At 65.8% G+C, this 22,335-nt stretch carries 20 protein-coding genes; 8 read left to right on the forward strand and 12 right to left on the reverse strand.

All coding sequences use genetic code 11. From position 1 onward, the window contains the following. Nucleotides 1–10: 10 nt before the first annotated feature. The 7 genes from EOA23_RS00990 to EOA23_RS01020 all read right to left on the reverse strand — a co-directional run bounded on the left by EOA23_RS00990 (nucleotide 11) and on the right by EOA23_RS01020 (nucleotide 7,756). On the reverse strand, nucleotides 11–535 hold the full coding sequence (locus tag EOA23_RS00990) for a hypothetical protein (protein ID WP_127302602.1): 525 nt from the start codon (nucleotides 533–535) through the stop codon (nucleotides 11–13). After that, nucleotides 528–3,407 (reverse strand): sarcosine oxidase subunit alpha family protein, encoded by a 2,880-nt coding sequence (locus tag EOA23_RS00995; protein WP_127302603.1) that lies wholly within the window; start codon nucleotides 3,405–3,407, stop codon nucleotides 528–530. Before EOA23_RS00995 ends, EOA23_RS00990 begins: the two co-directional genes overlap by 8 nt. Next, nucleotides 3,404–3,673, reverse strand: a complete 270-nt coding sequence (locus EOA23_RS01000) for a sarcosine oxidase subunit delta (protein WP_126059664.1) — start codon at nucleotides 3,671–3,673, stop codon at nucleotides 3,404–3,406. Before EOA23_RS01000 ends, EOA23_RS00995 begins: the two co-directional genes overlap by 4 nt. A 13-nt stretch (nucleotides 3,674–3,686) precedes the next feature. Then, entirely contained in the window at nucleotides 3,687–4,940 is a 1,254-nt protein-coding gene (locus EOA23_RS01005) for a sarcosine oxidase subunit beta family protein (RefSeq protein WP_127302604.1), read from the reverse strand. A 249-nt stretch (nucleotides 4,941–5,189) separates the two neighbouring features. Further along, entirely contained in the window at nucleotides 5,190–5,945 is a 756-nt protein-coding gene (locus EOA23_RS01010; RefSeq protein WP_245473945.1) for an SDR family NAD(P)-dependent oxidoreductase, read from the reverse strand. 80 nt (nucleotides 5,946–6,025) lie between these two features. Continuing rightward, the gene (locus EOA23_RS01015) at nucleotides 6,026–6,796 is read right to left on the reverse strand and encodes an SDR family oxidoreductase (protein ID WP_126059661.1); all 771 of its coding nucleotides are present in this window, start codon (nucleotides 6,794–6,796) and stop codon (nucleotides 6,026–6,028) included. Between the two features lie 126 nt (nucleotides 6,797–6,922). Continuing rightward, the gene (locus EOA23_RS01020) at nucleotides 6,923–7,756 is read right to left on the reverse strand and encodes a GNAT family N-acetyltransferase (protein WP_127302606.1); all 834 of its coding nucleotides are present in this window, start codon (nucleotides 7,754–7,756) and stop codon (nucleotides 6,923–6,925) included. A 377-nt stretch (nucleotides 7,757–8,133) separates the two neighbouring features. On the opposite strand from EOA23_RS01020, the gene EOA23_RS01025 reads away from it, so the two are divergent. Together EOA23_RS01025 and EOA23_RS01030 are read left to right on the forward strand one after the other, a co-directional pair. Beyond that, complete coding sequence (locus EOA23_RS01025; RefSeq protein WP_127302607.1) at nucleotides 8,134–9,000, forward strand: hypothetical protein; 867 nt, start codon at nucleotides 8,134–8,136, stop codon at nucleotides 8,998–9,000. 118 nt (nucleotides 9,001–9,118) lie between these two features. After that, the gene (locus EOA23_RS01030) at nucleotides 9,119–9,982 is read left to right on the forward strand and encodes a hypothetical protein (RefSeq protein ID WP_127302608.1); all 864 of its coding nucleotides are present in this window, start codon (nucleotides 9,119–9,121) and stop codon (nucleotides 9,980–9,982) included. A gap of 11 nt (nucleotides 9,983–9,993) precedes the next feature. On the opposite strand, the gene EOA23_RS01035 is transcribed toward EOA23_RS01030, so the two are convergent. Beyond that, nucleotides 9,994–11,196: an ROK family transcriptional regulator gene (locus EOA23_RS01035; protein ID WP_127302609.1), complete on the reverse strand. Its 1,203-nt coding sequence runs from the start codon at nucleotides 11,194–11,196 to the stop codon at nucleotides 9,994–9,996. A gap of 223 nt (nucleotides 11,197–11,419) precedes the next feature. Between EOA23_RS01035 and EOA23_RS01040 the strand changes: the two genes are divergently transcribed. The 6 genes from EOA23_RS01040 to ugpC all read left to right on the forward strand — a co-directional run bounded on the left by EOA23_RS01040 (nucleotide 11,420) and on the right by ugpC (nucleotide 17,599). Next, a complete protein-coding gene (locus EOA23_RS01040; RefSeq protein ID WP_126081558.1) occupies nucleotides 11,420–12,658 on the forward strand; it encodes an extracellular solute-binding protein in 1,239 nt (412 codons plus the stop codon). A gap of 188 nt (nucleotides 12,659–12,846) precedes the next feature. Next, complete coding sequence (locus EOA23_RS01050) at nucleotides 12,847–13,731, forward strand: sugar ABC transporter permease (RefSeq protein WP_126059657.1); 885 nt, start codon at nucleotides 12,847–12,849, stop codon at nucleotides 13,729–13,731. Then, nucleotides 13,731–14,576: a carbohydrate ABC transporter permease gene (locus EOA23_RS01055; RefSeq protein WP_127302611.1), complete on the forward strand. Its 846-nt coding sequence runs from the start codon at nucleotides 13,731–13,733 to the stop codon at nucleotides 14,574–14,576. Before EOA23_RS01050 ends, EOA23_RS01055 begins: the two co-directional genes overlap by 1 nt. Nucleotides 14,577–14,578: 2 nt before the next feature. Continuing rightward, the gene (locus EOA23_RS01060) at nucleotides 14,579–15,595 is read left to right on the forward strand and encodes an SIS domain-containing protein (RefSeq protein ID WP_126064594.1); all 1,017 of its coding nucleotides are present in this window, start codon (nucleotides 14,579–14,581) and stop codon (nucleotides 15,593–15,595) included. Then, nucleotides 15,595–16,533, forward strand: coding sequence for a PfkB family carbohydrate kinase (locus tag EOA23_RS01065; RefSeq protein ID WP_127302612.1), 939 nt, complete (start codon nucleotides 15,595–15,597; stop codon nucleotides 16,531–16,533). Before EOA23_RS01060 ends, EOA23_RS01065 begins: the two co-directional genes overlap by 1 nt. Then, nucleotides 16,520–17,599: a sn-glycerol-3-phosphate ABC transporter ATP-binding protein UgpC gene (ugpC, locus tag EOA23_RS01070; RefSeq protein WP_127302613.1), complete on the forward strand. Its 1,080-nt coding sequence runs from the start codon at nucleotides 16,520–16,522 to the stop codon at nucleotides 17,597–17,599. The genes EOA23_RS01065 and ugpC overlap by 14 nt, the downstream gene beginning before the upstream one ends. Before the next feature lie 44 nt (nucleotides 17,600–17,643). Here the strand turns inward: ugpC and EOA23_RS01075 are convergent, their stop codons facing one another. The 4 genes from EOA23_RS01075 to EOA23_RS01090 all read right to left on the reverse strand — a co-directional run bounded on the left by EOA23_RS01075 (nucleotide 17,644) and on the right by EOA23_RS01090 (nucleotide 22,189). Beyond that, nucleotides 17,644–19,158 (reverse strand): aldehyde dehydrogenase family protein, encoded by a 1,515-nt coding sequence (locus tag EOA23_RS01075; protein WP_126059654.1) that lies wholly within the window; start codon nucleotides 19,156–19,158, stop codon nucleotides 17,644–17,646. A 182-nt stretch (nucleotides 19,159–19,340) separates the two neighbouring features. After that, nucleotides 19,341–20,615 (reverse strand): RNA polymerase sigma factor, encoded by a 1,275-nt coding sequence (locus EOA23_RS01080; protein ID WP_127302614.1) that lies wholly within the window; start codon nucleotides 20,613–20,615, stop codon nucleotides 19,341–19,343. Further along, nucleotides 20,612–20,986, reverse strand: coding sequence for a YciI family protein (locus EOA23_RS01085; RefSeq protein WP_042640414.1), 375 nt, complete (start codon nucleotides 20,984–20,986; stop codon nucleotides 20,612–20,614). Before EOA23_RS01085 ends, EOA23_RS01080 begins: the two co-directional genes overlap by 4 nt. Nucleotides 20,987–21,097: 111 nt before the next feature. Beyond that, on the reverse strand, nucleotides 21,098–22,189 hold the full coding sequence (locus EOA23_RS01090) for a DNA topoisomerase IB (protein WP_127302615.1): 1,092 nt from the start codon (nucleotides 22,187–22,189) through the stop codon (nucleotides 21,098–21,100). Nucleotides 22,190–22,335 lie beyond the last annotated feature (146 nt).

The raw sequence follows: 22,335 nt of genomic DNA on the forward strand, positions 1-22,335 counted from the left end.
ACCATTCCCGCTACAACACTTGCGCCTGTTCGAGCCATTCCCACAGATACGGAGCAAGGCCCCGGTCGACATGGAGACGCGCCCGCTCAGGGTTGCCGAACCGGTAGAACAGAACGCCTATGCCGGCAAAGAGGATCGAAGCCGAGCGGCTTGCCGCTCCCGGATCGAGCGCCGTTCCCCTGGCGATCAGGCGGTCCAGGTCGGGCCCCTCGATCTCGAACACATGCAGTCCCGCATCCATGACCGTGACGGCGAAGCCGGCCGCGTGCCAGCCGGCCGCGATGGGGAACGGCTGTTCGCCGACCGCAAGAAGGCAATCGCGCGCGATCCGCACCATGTATGTGTCGCCACTAGCAACCGCTCCGGCGCCGACGCCTTCGCCGGCAAGCCCGGAGGCCTTCGACCAGGCTGCGAGGTCGCCGCTGACCAGAAGCTGGTTCAGCCCGCCTACCGTCCTCACGATGACGCCATCTTTGCTCAGCGTCGCCTTGGCGAAATCGGGCGCCGCCGGCCATTTTTCGGCAAGGTTACGCATGGAGCCGCCTCCCCTCCGGATCGAAGGCGCAAGGCGCGACGATCGTCGCCTGCCGCACGACACCCAGATGTTGAACGTCGATGGTTTCGCCGTGCCGCGTCGCGCCGCCTTCGATGAGGGCGAGCGCAACCGGGCGTCCCAGGGTCGGACTCTGATAGCTGGAGGTGACGAAGCCGATGCTTCTGCGGCGGCCGTCGCGCTTCTCCACGCCATGCGCGCCGGTCGCCAGCGGCGCCTCGCCTTCGCGCAGCGCAAGGCCGACGAGCTGGTTGCGGCCCGCGTCGTTTGCCGCTTCGGTGAAAAGCGAGCGCCGGCCGACGAACTCGCTGGCGCGCTTGGTCCGCGGCCCGGCGACGCCGAGATCATGCGGCATGGTGGTGCCGTCGGTGTCCTTGCCGATGACGATATAGCCCTTCTCGGCGCGCAGGATCATCAGCGATTCGAGCCCGAGCAGCACGGCGTCGAAGGCGCGGCCCTCCTGCTGCATCCTTGCCCAGAGCGCCTCCGCCCGGTCGGCGCGGATGGAGATCTCGTAGCTGCGGTCGCCGGTGAAGGAGACCCTGGCGATGCGCACCTCGTCGCCGGCAAAGCGGCCGGCGGCAACGGCCATGTGCGGCAGGCTGGCATCGTCCAATGCTGCGCCCAGATCGAGCGCTTCCACGAGCTGACGCGCATTGGGACCCGAAACGGTCAAGGTGGCGTATTGCGCGGTGGCATTGTGGATATAGACCGCATCGCGGCCGAAGCGGTCCTGCCGCCATTCCTCGAGGCGCGCATGGACCGCGGCGACATGCGACGACGAGCAGGAGACGATGAAGCGATGCTCGTCCAGGCGGACCAACACGCCGTCATCGAAGACGACACCGTTCTCCGAAAGCATGAAGCCGTAGCGGCAGTGACCCGGCTTCAGGGTCGACATGGTGTTGTAATAGATGAAGTCGACAAACTCGGCTGCGCGCGGACCGATCACCTCGATCTTTCCGAGCGTCGAGCCGTCGAAAAGCGCCACGGATTGCCGGGCCCGCTGCGCCTCCTCCTGGATCGAGGCGCTGGCTTCGCCGCCGCCATAATAGGCAGGCCTTAGCCAACCGCCATATTCCTGGAACACGCCGCCGGCGGCGCGATGATTTGCCTCCAGCGGCAGGCGACGGACCGGAGCGTGCATGCCGCCCCGGCGCGAACCGGCAAGGCTGGCGAACGGAACAGGCGTGAAGGGCGGCCGGTAGGTCGTGGTGCCGACTTCCGCGATGCCGCGCCCGGTGATGTCCGCCAGCAACGCCAGGCCGTTGAGGTTCGAGGTCTTGCCCTGGTCGGTCGCCATGCCGAGCGTGGTGTAGCGCTTCAGGTGTTCGACCGAGACGAAGTTCTCCCGCGCCGCGAGCTCGACATCCTTGGCGGTGACGTCGCTCTGGTAGTCGATCCAGACCCGGCCGCTGGCCTTGGGCTTCGGCCACAGGCTGACGACGCCGAGTGTTGCTTCCACTCCCGTGCCGCGAGGCGCCGGAGACGATGAGCCGAAGTCGCCGAGAGCCGCGGCGCCGCTGGCCAAGGCATCCGAGAGCGAGACCGTGCCGGCCACGGCGCCGGCGACGCCGATCCCGTCGATGGCCTCGCCGGGAACGAAGGCCGCAAGCTGGTCGCTCCAGGCGAGCTTGCCTTTCGCCTGCGAGAACAGGTGCACCGTGGGTGTCCAGCCGCCGGAGACGAGGACGCAATCGGCGGCGAGCGTCGTGCCGTCGTCCAGCAGGACGCCCTGGACGGCATTGCGCCCACGCGCCGCCGCGATCGTGCGCCCTGCCAGGACGCGAATACCGGTCTCCGCCTGTGCACCGCCCTCACGCCGGCAATCGACCACCGTCACCGAGGCGCCGGCCGCGGCCAACGCCAAGGCCGGCTCATAGGCGCTGTCATTGTTGGTCGCGACCACGATATCGCGGCCGACAAGCACGCCATGCCGGCGCAGATAGCTGAGCGCCGCATCGGCGGAGAGGATTCCCGGAAGGTCGTTGTTGGCGAACGGCACGGGCCGCTCGATCGCGCCCGTCGCCAGCACGATGCGGCGGGGCCGCACGCGCCACAGCGTGTCCGGCCTGCCGTCGGCCTGCCGCTGGTTGAGCGCCACCAGATTGTGGTCGTAAAGGCCGAAGGCGGTGGTGTCGCTGAGCACCAGCTGACCGCCGCCCTTCAGCCTGGCGACGGTCATCTCGACCCACGCCTTGCCCTCGACGCCGTCGACCTCGCCGGTGCGATGGCGCAGCGACCCGCCGGGATGCGTCCGGTCGTCGACCAGGACGACCGAGCGCCCGGCCGCCGCCGCGCTGGCCGCCGCGGCAAGACCGGCCGGCCCGGCGCCGACCACCAGGACGTCGCAATGATGGTTGACCTGGTCCGAGACCTGGCGTCGCTGCCAGTCCGGATCGACGACGCCAAGTCCGGCCATGGCGCGGATTCGCGGTTCGAACAGGTGCCAGTCCGGCCACATGAAGGTCTTGTAGTAGAAGGCGGCCGGCAGGAAGCGGGCGAAGCGGTCCAGAACCGCGTTGCGGTCGGTCTCGGCCGTCGGCGAAGCGTTGACGCTCCTGACCGTGATGCCGTCAGCGGCTTGCACGGTCGTCGCGCGCGCATTCGGCACCCGGCCGACCGGGCTCTCGACATCGACCAGCGCGTTGGGCTCCTCGAAGCCGGAGCCCCAGATGCCGCGCGGCCGATGGTATTTGAAGCTGCGGCCGATCACGGCCTGGCCGCTCGCGAGCAAGGCGGAGGCGATCGTGTCGCCGGAAAAACCCTCGACGCGCCTGCCGTCAAAGGTGAAGCTCAGCGGGCGGTCGCGGTCGATGTCGCTGCCGCCGGTGGCGAGACGGGAAGCGCTCATCTTCCGTGCTCCGCTTCGCCGAGCACGGAAGAACCCGACACCTTGTGATTGACGCTGTCGCGGCTCATGGCGAAGAACTCGCCGCATGTCATATGCACCCAGATCTCGCGGGTCGGTCCCTTCGGATTGTCGCGCATGTGGAGATAACCGGCCCAGCGCTCGGCGTTCACATCGGCGCCGTCGGGACGGAGATTGCCGGCCTCGCCGCCATAGTGGAATTCGCTTTCTTCGCGCGGCCCGCAGAACGGGCAGGGAAAGAGCTGCATCTTTTCTACACCTTCAATGCGCAATGCCGGAGCCGGCGGCCTCGTCGATCAGGCGGCCGCGGGCGAAGCGGTCGAGATCGAAGGGCCGGCTGATGTCGTGGTGCTGGCCGGTGGCAAGCAGATGGGCAAGCAGCGTGCCGCCGGCGGGGATCGCCTTGAAGCCACCCGTGCCCCAGCCGCAATTGAGGAAGAGGCCCGGCAGCGGCGATTCGCCGATGACGGGCGAAGAATCCGGAACCACGTCGACGATGCCTGCCCATTGCCGCATCATCTTCAACTGGCCGAAGATCGGGAACATCTCGAGCATGCCGGCGATGACGCCTTCCAGCACCGGCAGGTTGCCGCGCTGGCCATAGGACGGGATGCGGTCGAGCGCGCCGCCGATCACCAGTTCACCCTTGTCCGACTGGCTGACATAGACGCCGGTGTCTGGGGAAATCACCACCGTGTCGATGATCGGCTTGACCGGCTCGGACACGCAGGCCTGCAGCGCGTAGGAATTGACCGGCAGCCGGAACCCCGCCTTCGCCGCCAGCACCGAAGAATGGCCGGCGACCGCCATGCCTGTGCGCTCGGCCCGGATCGCGCCGCGCGAGGTGACGACACCGCGGCAGCGCCCGTTCTCGATGATGAAGTCCGTGATCTCGCAATTCTGGATGATGTCGACACCGAGGCGGCTCGCGGCGCGCGCATAGCCCCAGGCGACGGCGTCATGACGGGCGGTGCCGCCGCTCGGCTGCCAGGTGCCGCCATAGACCGGGAAGCGGGCGTCCGGGCTGAAATTGTAGATCGGCACGACACGGCGCACGTCCTCGACCGAGAACAGTTCGCAGTCGATGCCATTGACTTGGATGGCGTTTACGGACCGCGCCGCGATTTCCATTGCCGCTTCGCTGTGCGCGAGTGTGAGGATGCCGCGCGCGGAAAACATCACATTGTAGTTCAGATCCTTCGAGAGCGTCTTGTAGAGGCTGTGCGCCAGCCCGTAGATCGCCGCGCTTTCGGGGTAGAAGTAGTTCGAGCGCACCACCGTCGTGTTGCGGCCGGTGTTGCCGCCGCCGATCCAGCTCTTTTCCAGCAGGGCCACATTGGTGACCCCATGATTCTTCGCGAGATAATAGGCCGTCGCCAGGCCGTGCCCCCCGCCCCCGATGATGATGGCGTCATAGCGCGGCTTCGGATCGGGTGAGCGCCAGGCCTTCACCCACCCAGTCTGACCAGCAATGCCTTCCTTGAAGAGCGACAGCGCCGAATAATGTCTCGTCATGCGCTGAAGCCGCCGTCACGGGCCGGGCATGTCGCTTCATCGTAAAGGCTTGACCGCCCTGTCTGCAGCCCGAGCTTGTGCATCAATCGCCCCCTGGACACTCGCCCCATGGACACTCGCCTTGCCATTGATCGCCGAACCGCGAACGGGCAGCGCGAAGCTCATGTCTAGCGCGAATGTACACCTGTGTCCATTCAAAGCGGCAACGGCAACGATGCGGACAAGCAACGCCCCCGCCCCTCCGCCCTATTATCCCTTGCGTTCCTGCAGGATGTTGCCGCCGTCCACGACGAGAACGGCGCCGTTGACATAGCTGGCTCCGTCCGACGCCAGAAACAGCACCGCGGCGGCGACTTCCTCGGGACTGCCCGCGCGCCCGAGCGGCGTGTTGCGGGCAGCGGCGAGTTCCTCCGGCGTCGAGGCGCCGGTCGCGATCCAGCCCGGCGCGACGGCATTGACGGTGACGCCGCTGCGGCCGACCTCCAGGGCCAGCGCGTGCGTCAGCCCGATCATGCCGGCCTTGGCCGCGGAATAGGCGGCCTCTCCTTCATTGGAGACGAAAGGTCCGGTCACCGAAGCCATGTTGACGACGCGCCCATGGCCGCGCTGCACCATGCCGGCCAGGAATCCGCGCGTGCTCAGGAACGCGGTTTTCAGGCTGACGTCGATGCCGCGGTCCCAGTCGCTTTCGCTGAGATCGACAAACCGCCGCTGCAACGCCGGCTGCGCGACCGTACCCATCCCGGCATTGTTGACGAGGACGTCGATTTCGCCGGCCTGCGAGCACAAGCGCTCGACATCGCCCGAAACCGTCAGGTCGGCCACAACGGCGCTTACATCGAGCCCCTCCGCCCGCAGTTCCCCGGCCCGCTGCTCGACGCGCGCCGACGAAGCGGTGATGACGACCGAAAGGCCGGCCTCGCCCAGCGCCCGCGCGACCGCCACGCCGATGCCGTCGGCGGCGCCCGCGCCGGTCACCAGCGCCTTGCGGGATTTGCGGAACACGATCATTTCCTCTCCACGATTGGAATGCTGGCATGCTGGCGCGGGCAATCATACCCGCGATGAACCGCCCAGGCTTTCTTTCAATAGCCGGCGCTGACGCCAAAATCGATCGACAGCGCGGCCCCGGTGATCGGCGCCGCGCCCGGCTGGCAGAGATAGTGGATGAAGGATGCGATCTCTTCCACCTGAATGAACCTTGCCTTGTCCCCTTGCGGATAGTGCCCGAGAAGCCGGCGCTTGTAGCCGTCGGGATCGTCCCCGCCATAGGTCCTGGCCTGATATTCGATCATCGGCGTCGCCGTATCGCCGGGGCAGACGGCGTTGACCCTGATGCCTTGCGGGGCGAGTTCCAGCGCGAGAGCCTTGGTCAGCAGAACCAGCCCGCCCTTCGAGGCGCAATAGACGGCCGCCCCATTGTTGCCGACGAGCCCGGCGTCTGACGCAATGTTGACGATCACGCCTTGCGCCGCCGCCAGATGCGGGACAGCCGCCGAGATCAGGAAGAACGCTCCCTTGAGATTGACGTCCAGCACAAGGTCCCACTGATCTTCCTCGACCCCGCTCGCCGGCCCCTCGAGCCAGACGCCGGCGGCGTTGACCAGGATATCTATGCCGCCGCCCCAGTCCCTGGCCTTGGCCACCACGTCGCGGCAGGCAGCGACCGAGCGGATGTCGAGCGGCAAGCCCACCGCATCCGCTCCGGTCGCGACCATCTTGGCCACGGCTGCGTCGAGCTTGGGACCGGGAAGGTCGGCGAGCGCGATCCGCTCGCCGTCGGCCGCGAGGCGAAGTCCGGTCGCAAGCCCCATGCCCCCGGCGCCTCCGGCGATCAGAACCGTCCTGCCAGCCATTCGACAACCTCCACGCCACGCAGCGCCCGGCAAAGGCACACCAATGTCCCTAAATCACGTCATGGAGCCCTGTCGCATGGACCAGCCAGGCAAAACAATGACCTCAGTGGCTTCGCCGGCCCCCGATCATCCCAGCTCGAGCGTCGTGATGCCGAAAACTGTCGAGGGGGCATTGCCGGGTTTGCCGCCCTGGTACATGCGTGTCGTCGCAAAGCCCGGGACCATGCCGGCGGCCTGAAGCATGGCGGTGAATTGAACCTGGCCGGCCGGCACGTCGATATGCAATACCTCGTTGCCGATCCTGCCCGCGAGATCCGCCAGCAATGCCAGGGCAAGCTCCGTCCTGTCGGCAAACAGCGGCCCGACCTTGAAGCCTTCCCGGCATCGGCGGACCACGCCGTAGCCGGCAATGCCGGCCGATCCGCCACAGAACAGCGCAATCCGGGGCTGCCGCAGCCACTCCCGAAGGAAGGCTTCCCGCGGCGCCGGGAAACACTGGCGATCATAGGCGAGTATCCCAGCCATGTCGCCGGCCGTCACTGGCCGTGTGTCGCCACCCCCCGGCAATCCGGCGGGGCGACCGATGTAGCGCACGGTCTCATAGGCGGGCACGAAGCCCATGCGCTGGTAATTGGCCCGCTGCTCGGCCACCCCGTCGAGACCGATGATGCGGTTGCCGAGGCGTGTCATGCCGGCATCCCAGACCGCCTTGCCATGGCCCTCGCCGCGCCGGTCGGGCCGGCAGATATAGAGGCCGATGAAGCCGAAGCCCGGGCCGTATGCGACGGCCGAAATGCCGGCCACCATCTCTCCGTCGACGAAAGCGCCGATGAAACCGTCGGGATCGGCTGTCCGGAACGCCGCGGCATCGCCGATGCCCGGATTCCAGCCCTCTCCAGCCGCCCAGTCGACGAGCGCTTCCACTTCGCTGGCGGTCAGTGTCCGGATTGTTCTCGGCATCATTTCACCCGGGCGGCCTCGGCAAATGGCGTCAAGGCATCACGATAGGTAGCCGCTTCCTCGCTGCAAAGTCCACACGAGAACTCAGTTCACCTTGGATTACCGGCCGGCGCCGATCGCCTGCCGGCGCCCTGCTCAGCCGAGGCCGGGAGACAGATGGTGGACATCATTCCCATGGCTCGGCAGAACGCCGCCTATGCAACGCAGGGCTGCGGGCCGGACCATCATTGGGACGGGTTTCCCGAACCGATGCAACGAGTTAGCAACAAACGCGCTACTTGACCTTTCGTTGTTCCAATAGGCAACTGGACACAACCGGCGAACACTGGGAATCTTCATTTGCCGTTCTTCGAAAATCGCCTGGAGTGCCGCAGGAAATGCCGCTGAGCGCCGCAGAGATCGCCCGTCATCCGGCAGCGCTTCGCTGTATCCAGGAGCAGGCGCGCGCGCTCATCCACATATACGAAACAAGCCCGCGGCTGGCTGCCGTGTTCGCCACCCAGCAGCGCTGGCTGCTCGGTCACGCCGGTCTGACCTTGCATTTCCGGCGCGATCCCAATGACCGCCGCACCGAAATGACGATGGCGCGGTTCATCGAGGTCGTACGCCGCTATTCGCTGGCCAGCCGCAACACGGCCGAGGCCTTTGTCAAGGAGATGCTTCGCTACAACATCGCCGAGTATATTTCGGCCAGCGGTGACGGCCGCGCCCACCCCATGCGGGTCACCGAAGGCACCATCGAAACCTTCACCGGCTGGATCCACGCACATCTGAGGACGCTCGACCGCATAGATGGCGGAAACCGGCTGACAACTTTCCTCGATCGACCCGGGATGCTGTCCAGGCTGCAGCCGCTCATCGCCGATGGATTGCTGGCCAGCCAGGGCGTGCGCGAGCCTGGGCGGACTTTCTCCTTGTTTATCTGGCTGAACAATGGCGGCATCGTCATGGACTGGCTGATGTCCGGTATCGATCCGGAGGACGCTCATCTCGACAGGATACCGACCAGCGTCATCTCGGTCAGCGAGTTCGCGCACTGGCTGAAGCTGTCACGCACCCACCTGGCGCGGAAACTCAACGATGCCGAGGCGCTTGGCAGCATCGGCTGGGTCGGCCAGCGTGGTCATTCCGTCATGTGGGTTTCACGCCAGTTCTTCGACGAATACATGGTCATGCAGACGTCCAAGCTCGCCGTCGTCGACCTGGCTTTCGACGACAGTTTGTCCCAGGGGTACGAGAGCTGACCGGCGCAACGACCGCTTCTCGGACCCAGCCGACAAATACCGCTGGTTGCGCTGGCAGGTGCCGGCCAAAACTGCTATCCGCATCCGCATATTGCGATATTTGGCGGAGTCTGGGGGGATGGCGCTGAACTTCGAAGACATTGCCGGTCATCCGGCGCTGAATGCCTGCGTTCAGGCACAGGCCCGGGCGATGCAGCAGGCCTATGAGGGAAACCCGCGCGCGTCCTCGGTCTTTGCCACCCAGCAGCGCTGGCTGATGGCGCATATCGGTCTTGCCCTGCATTTCCGCAGGGATCCCAGCGACTACCGGAAGGAACTGACGGCGGCGCGTTTTGTCGACGTCACCGTTCAACATGCAGTTGCAAGCCGAAACACTGCCCATGCCTTCATCAAGGAAATGCAGCACTATAATTTCATCGAAGTCGGTCCAATGGCCGACGACGGCCGCATTCGCCCCTTGCACCTGCCCGCCATAACCCTGGAGCCGTTGATCGGCTGGATTCATATGCATCTGAGCACGCTTGATGCTCTTGACGGCGGGAGCCGGCTGGAAACGTTCCAGGCACGGCCGCAAATGTTGGCGCGATTGCAGCCGCTGATCGCGGATGGGCTGATCTCCTCGGTACCTGTGCGGGAGCCGCAACAGACTTTTTCGCTGTTCACGTGGCTCAACAATGGCGGCGTCGTCATGGACTGGCTGATCGCCGGCGTCGGCCCGCAGAATGCCGGCCAGGAGCGCATCCCGACCGGCGTGCTGTCGATTGGCGACTTCTCCAGTTGGCTGAAGCTGTCGCGTACCCACCTTGCGCGCAAGCTGCGCGACGCCGAGGCGCTCGGCAGCGTCGGCTGGCTTGGGCGGCGCGGCCATTCCGTCATGTGGATTTCGAACGAATTCTACAGCGAGTACCTCACCGCGCAGGCGGTCAAGCTCGCCATCATCGACGCGGCTTTCGCCGCCTGTATGGAGCAGCCGACCGGCTAATCGTCAGCGTTCTATCCGGCCTTCAGGATAGCGGAAAAACGCGGGTCGAAGGCCCTGCTGATCGGTTCGGCGGCGGCGCCCACCGCGATCGCCCAGGGATCGGTGGTGCCCAGTTGCAGCCGCGGCAGGCGGCGGGCGGGCCGATCCGCGATCGACGGCAGAAGCGGATGCATGGCCTGGTGCAGAAGCCGGGCCAGCGCCTCGGGCGCGGTGCTGGTGAGGATGACGGTTTGCGGATCGAAGATCGTTTCGATCAGATGCACGCTCCAGCGCAGGTCGGACGCGGCTCTTTCGACCCAGCTCATGACCCTTGCGTCCTGCGCGAGCGCCAGCGCGCCGAGCTTCTCGTAAAGCCCCCTCTCGGCGGGATCGAGGCCGAGATGCTGGTAGAGCGAGGCGAGCGAGGCGCGGTGCTCCAACGGCGTCGAGCCTGGACCGCCCGGCGACAGCAGCGCCCTGCCGATCTCGCCGGCATTGCCGTTGCCGCCATTGTAGAGCTCGCCATTGAGGATCAGCCCGGCGGCAATGCCGTAGCCGACATACAGGCAGACCGCGTGATCGACGCCATGCGCGGCGCCGACGATGCGCTCCGCCGTTGCACAGGCCGCCGCGTCATTCTGCAGCCCGACATCCAGTCCGGTGCCGGCGGCAAGCGTCTCGAGCAGCGGGAATTGCTGCCAGGCAGGCATCATCCATGTGTCGTCGGATTCCCTTAGGCCGAACGGCCCCGGCATGGCGACGCCAAGGCCGACCAGCCGCCGCTCGGACTGGGCGAACAAGGAAGCCAGCTCGCGCCTGACGCGGTCGACCAGGCCGAGGATGGTCTTGACGCCGGCTGATGGCTCGTCGAGCGGCAGACCTGCCTCGGCGCGCGCGATGACCTTGCCGACGAGGTCGACCACCACCACGCGCGTCAAATACCGGTCGATCTGCAGCCCGATGGCGAAGGCGCCCTCGGGCACCAGCCGGTAGGGTGTGAAGGGCTGCCCCCTACCCTTGCGCACTGCGTCCAGCGCGACAACCAGCCCATCGCGCTCGAGATCCTCGACGATGTTGGAAACCGCCTGCTTGGTAAGCTGCGTCGCCCGCGCCAGGTCGGCACGCGACAGCGCGCCGTTGAGCCGCAGCGCCTCGATCATGACGCGGCGGTTGTGCGCGCTGGTGCCTTCCTGGTTGGTGCCGCTCTTGGCGCGGATCGGGCTGATATCGTGCACCGTCTTTTCCCCTCTTGACTCGATTAAAGGATTGATCGACTAATTAAGTCAAGCGAATTGACTTAATAGGTGAAACCCGGGCGGCTCCACAAGAAGACGGCAAAGCCTCAAGCTCCCGCCGCGCGCCGTTCAGGACAGATCCGGTCACACGCGATGCAATTCGAGAAAGCGGCGGCATAAGCTTCGCCGCCCACTTGCAGCTGTCGAAATGGGAGAAAGACAAATGCTGAAATCGATCGGTAAGACACTTCTGGGCGCGGTGTTCGTCGGTGGGCTGTTCGTCCCCCACGCCTTCGCCGAAACCACCTTGAACGCCCTCTTCATGGCGCAGGCCGCCTATAGCGAGGCCGACGTGCGCTCGATGACGGAGGCCTTCACCAAGGCCAATCCCGACATCAAGGTGAACCTCGAATTCGTCCCCTATGAAGGCCTGCACGACAAGACCGTGCTCGCCCAAGGCTCGGGCGGCGGCTACGACGTGGTGCTGTTCGACGTGATCTGGCCGGCCGAATACGCGACCAACAAGGTGCTGGTCGACGTATCCTCGAAGATCACCGACGACATGAAGAAGGGCGTGCTGCCCGGTGCCTGGACCACCGTGCAATATGACGGCAAATACTATGGCATGCCGTGGATCCTCGACACCAAATACCTGTTCTACAACAAGGAAATCCTGGAAAAGGCCGGCATCAAGGCACCGCCGAAGACCTGGGAAGAACTCGGCCAGCAGGCCAAGATCATCCAGGACAAGGGGCTGCTGAAGACGCCGATCGCCTGGAGCTGGTCACAGGCCGAAGCCGCTGTCTGCGATTACACGACGCTGGTCAGCGCCTATGGCGGCGACTTCCTCAAGGACGGCAAGCCCGACTTCCAGAATGGCGGTGGCTTATCCGCGCTGAAATACATGGTCGACAGCTACAAATCGGGCCTCACCAATCCGAACTCCAAGGAATTCCTGGAAGAGGACGTCCGCAAGGTGTTCGAGAACGGCGATGCGGCCTTCGCGCTGAACTGGACCTACATGTACAACATGGCCAACGATCCGAAGGACTCCAAGGTCGCCGGCAAGGTCGGCGTCGTGCCGGCGCCCGGCGTCGCCGGCACCAGCGAGGTCTCGGCCGTCAACGGCTCGATGGGTCTTGGCATCACGGCGGTGTCGAAGCACCCGGACGAAGCCTGGAAATACATCGAGTTCATGACCTCGCAAGCGACGCAGAACCAGTATGCCAAGCTCTCGCTGCCGATCTGGGCTTCGTCCTATGACGACCCGGCCGTCACCAAGGGCCAGGAAGAGCTGATCGCCGCCGCCAAGCTCGGTCTCGCCGCCATGTATCCGCGCCCGACCACGCCGAAATACCAGCAGCTGTCGACGGCCCTGCAGCAGGCGATCCAGGAATCGCTGCTTGGCCAGACGACGCCGGAAGACGCGCTCAAGACCGCCGCCGAAAACAGCGGCCTCTGATCTGGCATTCCACGACGCGGGCGGCCTCATCCACGAGCGCCGCCCGTGCTATTTTCGAGAGCAATTCCAGGAAAAGTGTGAAGCGGTTTTCCGTCCGGAATTGCGTTAAAACAAAGAGATAGAGCGGTTCGCCGTTTCCGTGAAACGGTGAATCGCTCTGACCGGATGAAGGGAAAGAGGCGCCTCTGATGTCAGGCACCTGGATGACGACTCGCGCGTGGCTGTTGATGCTGCCGCTGCTGGTGATCATGGTCGCCGTCATTGGCTGGCCATTGGTCGATACGGTCAGGCTTTCCTTCACCGACGCACAGTTGGTCGGCACCGCGGGCAATTACGTCGGCTTCGACAACTACACCAAGATGCTGACGAGCTCGAACTTCACCCGCACGCTCTCGACCACCACCTGGTTCGCGGTCGTCTCGGTCGCCGCCGAAATGGTGCTCGGCGTGCTGGCGGCCCTTCTGCTCAACCAGGAATTCCGTGGCCGCGCCGTGCTGCGCGGGCTGATGATCCTGCCCTGGGCGCTGCCCACCGTCGTCAACGCCACGCTCTGGCGGCTGATCTACAATCCGGAATATGGTGCGCTGAACGCGGCGCTGACGCAGCTCCACCTGATCGACGATTATCGCTCCTGGCTGGGCGAACCGGGCACGGCGCTTGCGGCGCTGATCGTCGCCGACTGCTGGAAGAATTTTCCGCTTGTTGCGCTGATTGCGCTCGCCGCCCTGCAGGCCGTGCCGCGCGACATCACCGCCGCCGCGCTTGTCGACGGCGCCGGACCGTTCAACCGCTTCCGCTTCGTCATCCTGCCCTATCTCGCCGGCCCGCTGATGGTGGCGCTGGTGCTGCGCACCATCGAGGCCTTCAAGGTCTTCGACATCATCTGGGTGATGACCCGCGGCGGCCCGGCCAACAGCACGCGCTCGCTGTCGATCCTCGTCTACCAGGAGGCCTTCTCTTTCCAGCGCGCCGGCTCCGGCGCATCGCTGGCGCTGATCGTCACCTTGCTCGTCACCGTTCTCGCCGTTGCCTATGCGACGCTAGTGAGAAAGACCGCGGGGAGCGCTACCTGATGGAACGCAAGAACCCCGTCTTCACCGCCTTCGTCTATGCCTGCGCCATCCTGCTCGCCGTCGTCATCCTGGCGCCGCTCGCCTGGCTCTTCGTCATGAGCATATCGCCGGCGGCCGACCTAGCCGCCAAGCCGCTGCGCTGGTGGCCGCAGGCGGCCGACTTCTCGCGCTACACGCAACTCCTGTCGACGGCCGAAAACAGCGCCGGCGCGGCCTTCACGTCGTCGTTGCGCAACAGCCTGGAAGTCGCCGGCATGGCGACCCTCGCTGCGATCGTCCTTGCCGTGCCGGCCGGCTGGGCCGTCTCGCGCACGCCTTCGGTCGGCTGGTCGCTGTCGATGGTGATCGCCACCTATATGCTGCCGCCGGTGGCGCTCTCCGTGCCGCTTTACATGGGCCTGTCCTGGCTCGGCCTGCTCAACAACGTCTTCGGCCTGGCGCTGATCTATCTGACCATCCTGGCGCCCTTCACCACCTGGCTGATGAAATCGGGTTTCGATTCCATCCCGCGCGAGATCGAGGCCGCGGCGATGATCGACGGAGCGGGGCTGTTCCAGACCTGGCGCATCATCACCTTGCCGCTGGCGGCGCCCGTGGTCGCGACATCGGCGCTGTTTGCCGTGCTGCTCGCCTGGGACGAATTCTTTTACGCCCTGCTCTTCACCTCGGACCAGCGGGCAAAGACGCTGACGGTCGCCATCGCCGATCTCGCCGGCGGCCGCGTCTCCGATTACGGACTGATCGCCACCGCCGGCGTGCTTGCGGCCTTGCCGCCCGTGCTGATCGGCCTCGTCATGCAGCGCGCGCTGATCTCGGGCCTCACCAGCGGCGGCGTGAAAGGATAATGATGACTGCTCAAAAACCACGTCCATCCGGCCTGCTTGCGATCGACCGCGAAATGGCGCGCCAGCATGAGGATGCGCTCGCCTCGTTCGAGAGCAATCGGGAGGCAGCCGCCAAGGTCGCCGCCTCCATCAGCAAGACCGGCAGGCTCGTCCTGCTCGGCATGGGCGCCTCGCATGCCGTCGCCCGCGCCGTCGAGCCGCTCTATCGCGCGCATGGCATCGATGCCATCGCGCTGCCGCTGTCGGAGCATCTTGGACAGCCGCTGCCGCTTGCCGGCAAGACGGTGATCGTGACCTCGCAGTCCGGCGAAAGCGCCGAGGTGCTGCGCTGGTTTGCCGAAGCGGTTCCGCAGGCTGACACCTTCGGGCTGACGCTGGAAGCCGGCTCGTTCCTTGGCCGTACGGTCCCTTGCCTCGTCGGCGCCGGCGGCACCGAGCTTGCCTTTGCCGCGACCCGCAGCCTGACCGTGACCTTCGCGCTGCATCTGGCGATCCTCGCGGCGCTTGGCGAAGACCCCGCCGCCGCGCTCGCGGCGCTCAAGGCGCCTGAAACGGTCGAGATCGATGCAGCCTTGGCGGCGCTGAGCAAGGTCGCGACCATCGTCACCTCCGGGCGCAAGCTGCAAGGCGTGGCTGAAGCGCTTGCGCTCGGCTTCACCGAACTGTCACGCCTGCCCTGCTTTTCCCTCGAGGGCGGCCAGCTTCGCCACGGGCCGATGGAAATGCTCGGGCCGAAGATCGGCGTCGTCCTTTTCCGTGGCAACGATCCGACCGCCGACCTCGTCACCGCGATGGCCCTGTCCGTCGTCGAGACCGGCGCGCCGCTGATCGTGTTCGACGCTTCGGGCAAGCCGCCGGTCGCAGGCGCCGTGACCCTCGCCTTCAAACCCGCCTTCGGACTGGCGGCGATCTTTGCCATGCTGCCGGTTGCGCAGCGCCTGATGATCGCCTTCGCCGATACCCGCGTCGAGAATGCCGGGACGCCTGTGCGCACCACCAAGATCACCAGGAGCGAATGATGCGGCCGCTCGCGGTGATCGGCAACGTCAATGTCGACCTGATCGTCGGCCCGGTCGTGCCGTGGCCGAAGGCCGGCACCGAGACCGTCGTCGATCATGACGATTTGCGCGTCGGCGGCCAGGCCGGCAACACCGCGCTTGCCTGGCAGGCGCTGGGCATCGACTTTGAGATCGCCGCCAATGTTGGCGACGACCAGTTCGGCCGCTGGCTGCGCGAGGCGTTCGGGCACCGCGCGCAGAAATGGCCGGTTCGTCCCGAAGGCACCACATTGTCGGTCGGCATGACCCATCCCGATGGCGAGCGCACCTTCTTCACCACGCGCGGCCACCTGCCCCGTTTCAGCCTGGACGATGTGCTTTCGGTGCTCGACGGCAACCGCCTCGCCGGCGGCTATGCGCTGCTCAGCGGTTCCTTTCTCACCGACGATCTTACGCGCGACTATGGCGCGCTCTTCGGCTGGGCCGAAGCGAACCGCATCGCCGTCGCGCTCGACACGGGATGGCCGATCGACGGCTGGACTGAAGCGAACTGCGCGGCGGCGCGCGGCTGGCTGTCGCGCTGCGAACTGGCGCTGTTCAACGAGGTCGAGACGACGACATTGGCCGGCCTCGCAAGTCCCGTAGCGGCCGCGCGCAAGATCCGCCAGGGCATGAAGGACGGGGCGATCGTCGTGGTCAAACGCGGACCGGACGGCGCGATCGCCATCGGCGCCGACGGCAACCTCATCGAAGTGCCGGCACCGCGCGTCGCTGTCGTCGACACGATCGGCGCCGGCGACGTCTTCAACGCCGCCTTCCTGGCCGCCCTGGCACAGGGACGCTCCCTTGAAAAGTGCCTGTCCGCCGCCATCCGCGTGGCCTCGCGCGCCATCTCAACCTTGCCCCGCGACTATGGCGGGCCGATCCAATTCGAGGATGCCGTCCATGAGCGCGCTTGAGATCCGCGATGTCCGCAAGAATTACGGCAGCGTCGAGACGCTGAAAGGCATCGACATCGCGCTAGAGAACGGTGAGTTCCTGGTGCTGCTCGGCTCCTCGGGCTGCGGCAAATCCACCTTGCTCAACATCATCGCCGGTCTTGCCGAGGCAACCAGCGGCGACGTGCGGATCGGCGGCCGTTCGGTGCTCGGCGTGCATCCGAAGAACCGCGATATCGCCATGGTGTTCCAATCCTACGCGCTTTATCCGAACCTGACGGTGAGCCGCAACATCGGCTTCGGCCTGGAGATGCGCAAGGTTCCCGCCACCGAGCGCGACAAGGCGGTGCGCGAGACCGCGAAGCTCCTGCAGATCGAGACCCTGCTCGACCGCAAGCCCGGCCAGTTGTCCGGCGGCCAGCGCCAGCGCGTCGCCATCGGCAGGGCGCTGGTGCGCAAGCCGCAGGTCTTCCTGTTCGACGAGCCGCTCTCCAATCTGGACGCCAAGCTGCGCCTGGAAATGCGCACCGAGCTGAAGCGCCTGCATGAGATGCTCAAGACGACCGTCGTCTACGTCACCCATGACCAGATCGAGGCGATGACGCTGGCGACGCGGATCGCCGTCATGCGCGACGGCCGTATCGAACAACTGGGCACGCCGCAGGAGATCTACAACCAGCCGGCGACGCTCTATGTCGCTGGCTTCGTCGGCGCGCCTTCGATGAACATGCTGGAAGCGACAGTCGAGGACGGCAAGCTCGCCATCATCGGCACGGATACGCGGCTGGCGCTGCCGGAACGCTACGCCAACGCAGCCCCCCGCAACGGTGCTTCGGTTGTGGTCGGGATCAGGCCTGAAGCGCTCCGCCTCGGGCTGGGCAGCGGCGCCGACTCGTCGCTGCCGGTCGAGATCGACGTCGTCGAACTGACCGGCCCAGAGCAGGTCACCACCGCCCGGGCTGGAACCCAACGGCTAACGGCGACCTTGCCGCCGCAGGCCCGCGTCATCAAGGGCCAGCCTTGCGCGTTTGTCTTCGACGCGGACGCGCTTCGCCTGTTCGATCCGGCAACTGGCAAGGCTTTCTGACGAACGGTATTAGGCGCCGCGGTTCGCGGCGCCTGCGCCTTTCGTCAATCAATGTCGAACGAGACGCCCTGCGCGAGCGGCAGCGCCTTGGAAAAATTCACCGTGTTGGTGGCGCGACGCATATAGGCCTTCCAGGCGTCCGAGCCGCTCTCACGGCCGCCGCCGGTCTCCTTCTCGCCGCCGAATGCCCCGCCGATCTCGGCGCCCGAGGTGCCGATATTGACGTTGGCGATGCCGCAGTCCGATCCGTCGACACCGAGGAAGCGCTCCGATTCCTGCAGGTCGCGGGTGAAGATCGACGACGACAGGCCGGCGCCCACGGCATTGTGCAATTCGAGCGCTTCGTCGAAATCGGAATATTTCATCACATAGAGGATCGGGGCGAAGGTCTCTTCCGTCACCGGCGAGACTTGGCTGGGCATCTCGACCAGCGCCGGATGCACGTAATAGGCGTCCGGATGACCGTTTTCGACGCGCGCGCCGCCCGTCACCTTGCCGCCATGCGCCTCGGCCTCCTTCAGCGCCTTCTGCATGTTGTCGAAGGCCGCTTTGTCGATCAGCGGACCGACCAGCGCCTTGCCTTCCAGCGGATTGCCGACCGAGACGCTCTGATAGGCCTTCTTCAGCCGCGGCAGCAAAGCGTCATAGACGCTGTCATGCACGAAGAGGCGCCTCAGCGTCGTGCAGCGCTGCCCGGCGGTGCCCATGGCGCCGAAGGCGATCGCGCGCAGCGCCATGTCGAGATCGGCGGTGGGCGTCACGATGCCGGCATTGTTGCCGCCCAACTCCAGCACCGCGCGGGCAAAGCGCTTGGCGAGCCGAGGACCGACCTCGCGGCCCATGCGGGTCGAGCCGGTGGCCGAGACCAGCGGCACCTTCGGGTGGTCGACCAGCACCTCGCCGGCGACGCGGTCACCGATCAGCACCTGCAGCAAACCCGCCGGCGCATCGGCGCCGAAGCGCCGTGCGGCGCGCTTGAAGATCGCCTCGCAGGCAAGCGCGGTCAGCGGCGTCTTTTCCGACGGCTTCCATACCACCGCGTCGCCGCAGACGAAGGCGAGCGCTGCATTCCACGACCACACCGCGACCGGGAAGTTGAAGGCCGAGATCACGCCGACGACGCCGAGCGGATGCCAGGTCTCCATCATGCGGTGTCCGGGGCGTTCGGTGGCGATGGTGAGGCCGTACAATTGCCGCGAAAGGCCGACGGCGAAATCGCAGATGTCGATCATCTCCTGGACTTCGCCGAGACCCTCGGACGGGATCTTGCCGACTTCGATCGACACCAACCGGCCGAGCTCGTCCTTGTGCGCGCGCAGTTCTTCGCCCAGCAGCCGCACCAGTTCGCCGCGCTTCGGGCCCGGCACCAGCCGCCAGGCCTGGAAAGCCTTGTGCGCGGCGTCGATGGCCTTGCCGGCGTCCGCCGCCGAAATCTGCTTCAGCGCCGCGATCTGCTCGCCCGTCACCGGGCTGTGCACGATGAGGTCGCCGCCCGAAAGCGCCTCTTTGGCGACGCCGAGTTTCTCAAGAAGTGAAGCCGTTTCCTTCGCTAACGTCATTTTTGTCCCTTTCAGGTTCCACCTCGAAGGGTGGGAATGGAGCCATGCGCCATGTCCTTGACGTTCCGATAGGAGACGCCTGGGCGCTTTGATGGCGTGGCATTACTCGTTTCGGGGAAAAACCGCCACCCCGGCATGGTCCAAGGCCCGGCTGCGAAATTGGGCCAGAGGGTGAAGCCGGATCAGCGCGCCTTCTGGATCGATGACTTTTCGCTGCTTTCCTTGATCAGCCGATCGATATGCATGCGGATATGCGCAGCCTCGGCTGCGGTGTTGGCCAAGGCGATGGCGCGATCGAAGGCGATGCGCGCCTCTTCGTTGCGGCCAAGCTGCATCAGCAGCCCGCCCCGCAGCCCGAAGAAGTGGAAATAGCCCGACAACCGCTCTTCCAGCGGCTCGATCATGGCAAGCGCGGCTTCCGGGCCGCGTACCTTGCTGACCGCGACGGCGCGGTTCAGCGTCACCACCGGCGAAGGCTGCATCTGCTCCAGCAGGCCATAGAGCAGGTCGATCTCGGTCCAGTCGGTATCCTCGGCCGTCGCCGCCCGCGCATGCAGCGCCGCGATCGCCGCCTGCACTTGGTAGGGGCCGGGCTTGCGATGGCGCAGCGCCTTGTCGACCAGTGCCAGGCCCTCGTCGATCATCTTGCGGCTCCACAGCGAGCGGTCCTGATCCTCGAGCAGGACGATCTCGCCACGCTCATCGAACCGTGCCGGCGCCCTTGCGTGCTGCAGCAAAAGCAGCGCGGTCAGCCCCATGATCTCCGGTTCGGCCTGGAACAGCCTGAGCAGCAGGCGCGCAAGCCGGATCGCCTCTTCGCAGAGCGGCGCGCGGGCCGGCGCCTCGCCGCCATTGCTCGAATAGCCTTCGTTGAAGATCAGATAGACCATCGCCGCGACTGCGGCGAGCCGTTCCGAGCGTTCGACGGCGCCCGGCGTCTCGAACGGCACGCCGGCGTCCGCGATGCGCGCCTTGGCGCGGGTGATGCGCTGTTCCATGGCGCTCTCGCCGACCAGGAAGGCGCGCGCGATCTGCTTGACAGTGAGGCCGGAGACGATGCGCAGCGCCACCGCGATCTGCTGCGTCGCCGGCAGATCCGGATGGCAGCAGATGAACAGGAGCCGCAGGATGTCGTCGCGGTAATGCGCGCCGTCCAGCCGCTCGGCCATGTCGCCCTCGGCATCCTCCAGATCGGAGATCTGGTCCTCTTCCGGCATCGGCGCCTGCTTGGCGCGCTTGCGCACCGCGTCGATGCCGCTGTTGCGGCCGACGAAGATCAGCCAGGCGGCCGGATCGCGCGGCGGCCCGTTCTTCGGCCAGTTCTTCAGCGCCCTCAGGCACGCGTCCTGGAAAGCCTCTTCCGCGGCGTCGAGATCGCGGAAGTAGCGCAGCAGCGCGCCCATCGCCTGCGGACGGGCGTTGCTGATCGCCGTGCTTATCCAGGCAAGGTCCGTCATACCGCGACCTTTGTCGGATTGAAGACCGAAACCGGCCGGATCTCGTAGGAGCCGCCGCTCGGATTGACTTCGGAAAGCTCGCGGGCGAATTCGACCGCCTCGTCGAGGTCGCGGCATTCGAGCGTGTAGAAGCCGAGGAACTGTTCCTTGGTCTCTGCAAACGGGCCATCAAGCACGACCGCCTCGCCTTTGACCTTTCTGAGCGTCGTCGCGGCTGTCGTCGGCAAAAGGCGCGCCACGGGCCCGAGCCGGCCGGCCTTGGCGTATTTGTCCTGCACGTCGAGGATCTTCGCCATGACCTCGTCGTCCTGTTCCTTGCTCCAGGAGCAGACGACGTCTTCGGAGGCGTAGCAGAGGATGGCGTATAGCATGGCAGGTCCTTTCCGTATCAAAGGACGCGACACTAGGACCCTTCCCGACACAAGGTCGATAAAAAAATTCGGCGGGCAATCACGGACTTGGCTGTCCCTCGCGCCTGACCGTCAGGCGCCATGCGCCTGCAGCCATCTGAGCACCAGCGTTTCTTCCTCGTCGAGGCCTTGTATCAGGCGTTTGCGCTTGTTGGCCTCGGCCATCTCGTCAAGCAGGCGTCCCTCGGTCCATGCCTCGAACACCAGCGGATGGATGTAGCATTTGCGGCAGACGGCACGAGTATTGCCCAATCGCTCGGCGACCTTGTCGACGACGCTGTTGATCACCCGGTTTTGTTGCGTCTTGCTTTCCGGCAGCTCGGTCCCGGCAAACAGCGACGCGGCATGGATGGTGCCGCCCCAGGTGCGGAAATGCTTTGAGCTGAATTCGGCGCCGGAAGCCTCGCGGATGTACCGGTTGACGTCCTCCGAGCGCACCGGCCGCCGGTCGCCATCCTCACCCAGATACTGGAACAGCTTCTGCCCAGGCAGATCCTGCGCGCCGCGCACGACCTTGGCGATGCGGCGATCGACCAGCTTCAGCTTCCATTCCTTGCCCGACTTGCCCTTGAAGGCGAAGCGCAGGCTGGAGCCGTTGATCTCGACATGGCGGTCGCGCAGCGTGGTCAGCCCGAAACTCTTGTTGTCGCGCGCATAGGCCGCGTTGCCGATGCGGATCATGGTGTTGTCGAGCAGCCAGACCACCGAGGCGACGACCCGCTCCAGGGGCAGTCCCCGCCGGCGCAGATCGGCATCGATCTGGCGCCTCAGGGCGGGCAGGCTTTCCGCGAAGGCGACGAGGCTGGAATATTTGACGCCGTCGCGTTCCTCGGTCCATTGCGAATGGTAACGATACTGCTTGCGACCGCGCTGATCCCTGCCCGTCGCCTGGATATGGCCGTCCGGATCGGGCGAGATCCACACATCCGTCCAGGCCGGCGGAATGACGATCGCCTTGATGCGGGCAAGCGTCGTTTCGTCGACGGCTCTGCCATCGGGTCCTAGATAGGAGAATCCCGCGCCTTTCCTCAACCTGCGGATGCCGGGATCGGCATCGGTTACATAGTTGAGCGACGTGCTCCCGGCCAAGCCGGGATTGCCGTTCCTACGGGTTTCCTCGGCCCGCGCCAAACGGTCCGATGACGCTTGTAAATGCTGTAACATGCCGGCTCCGCGAAATGACCCGTAGATAAAGCCGCGCGCCGGTGACTTGTTCCAGAAGGGCGTCAGCCCTGCCGGCTGACCGATACGTCCGCCATCCAACAGCCTTCCATCACCAACATGGGTGGGAGGTATTGCCGGCTGGCATG

Origin of the sequence: Mesorhizobium sp. M2A.F.Ca.ET.042.01.1.1 (assembly GCF_003997405.1) — a bacterium.
Classification (GTDB): domain Bacteria; phylum Pseudomonadota; class Alphaproteobacteria; order Rhizobiales; family Rhizobiaceae; genus Mesorhizobium.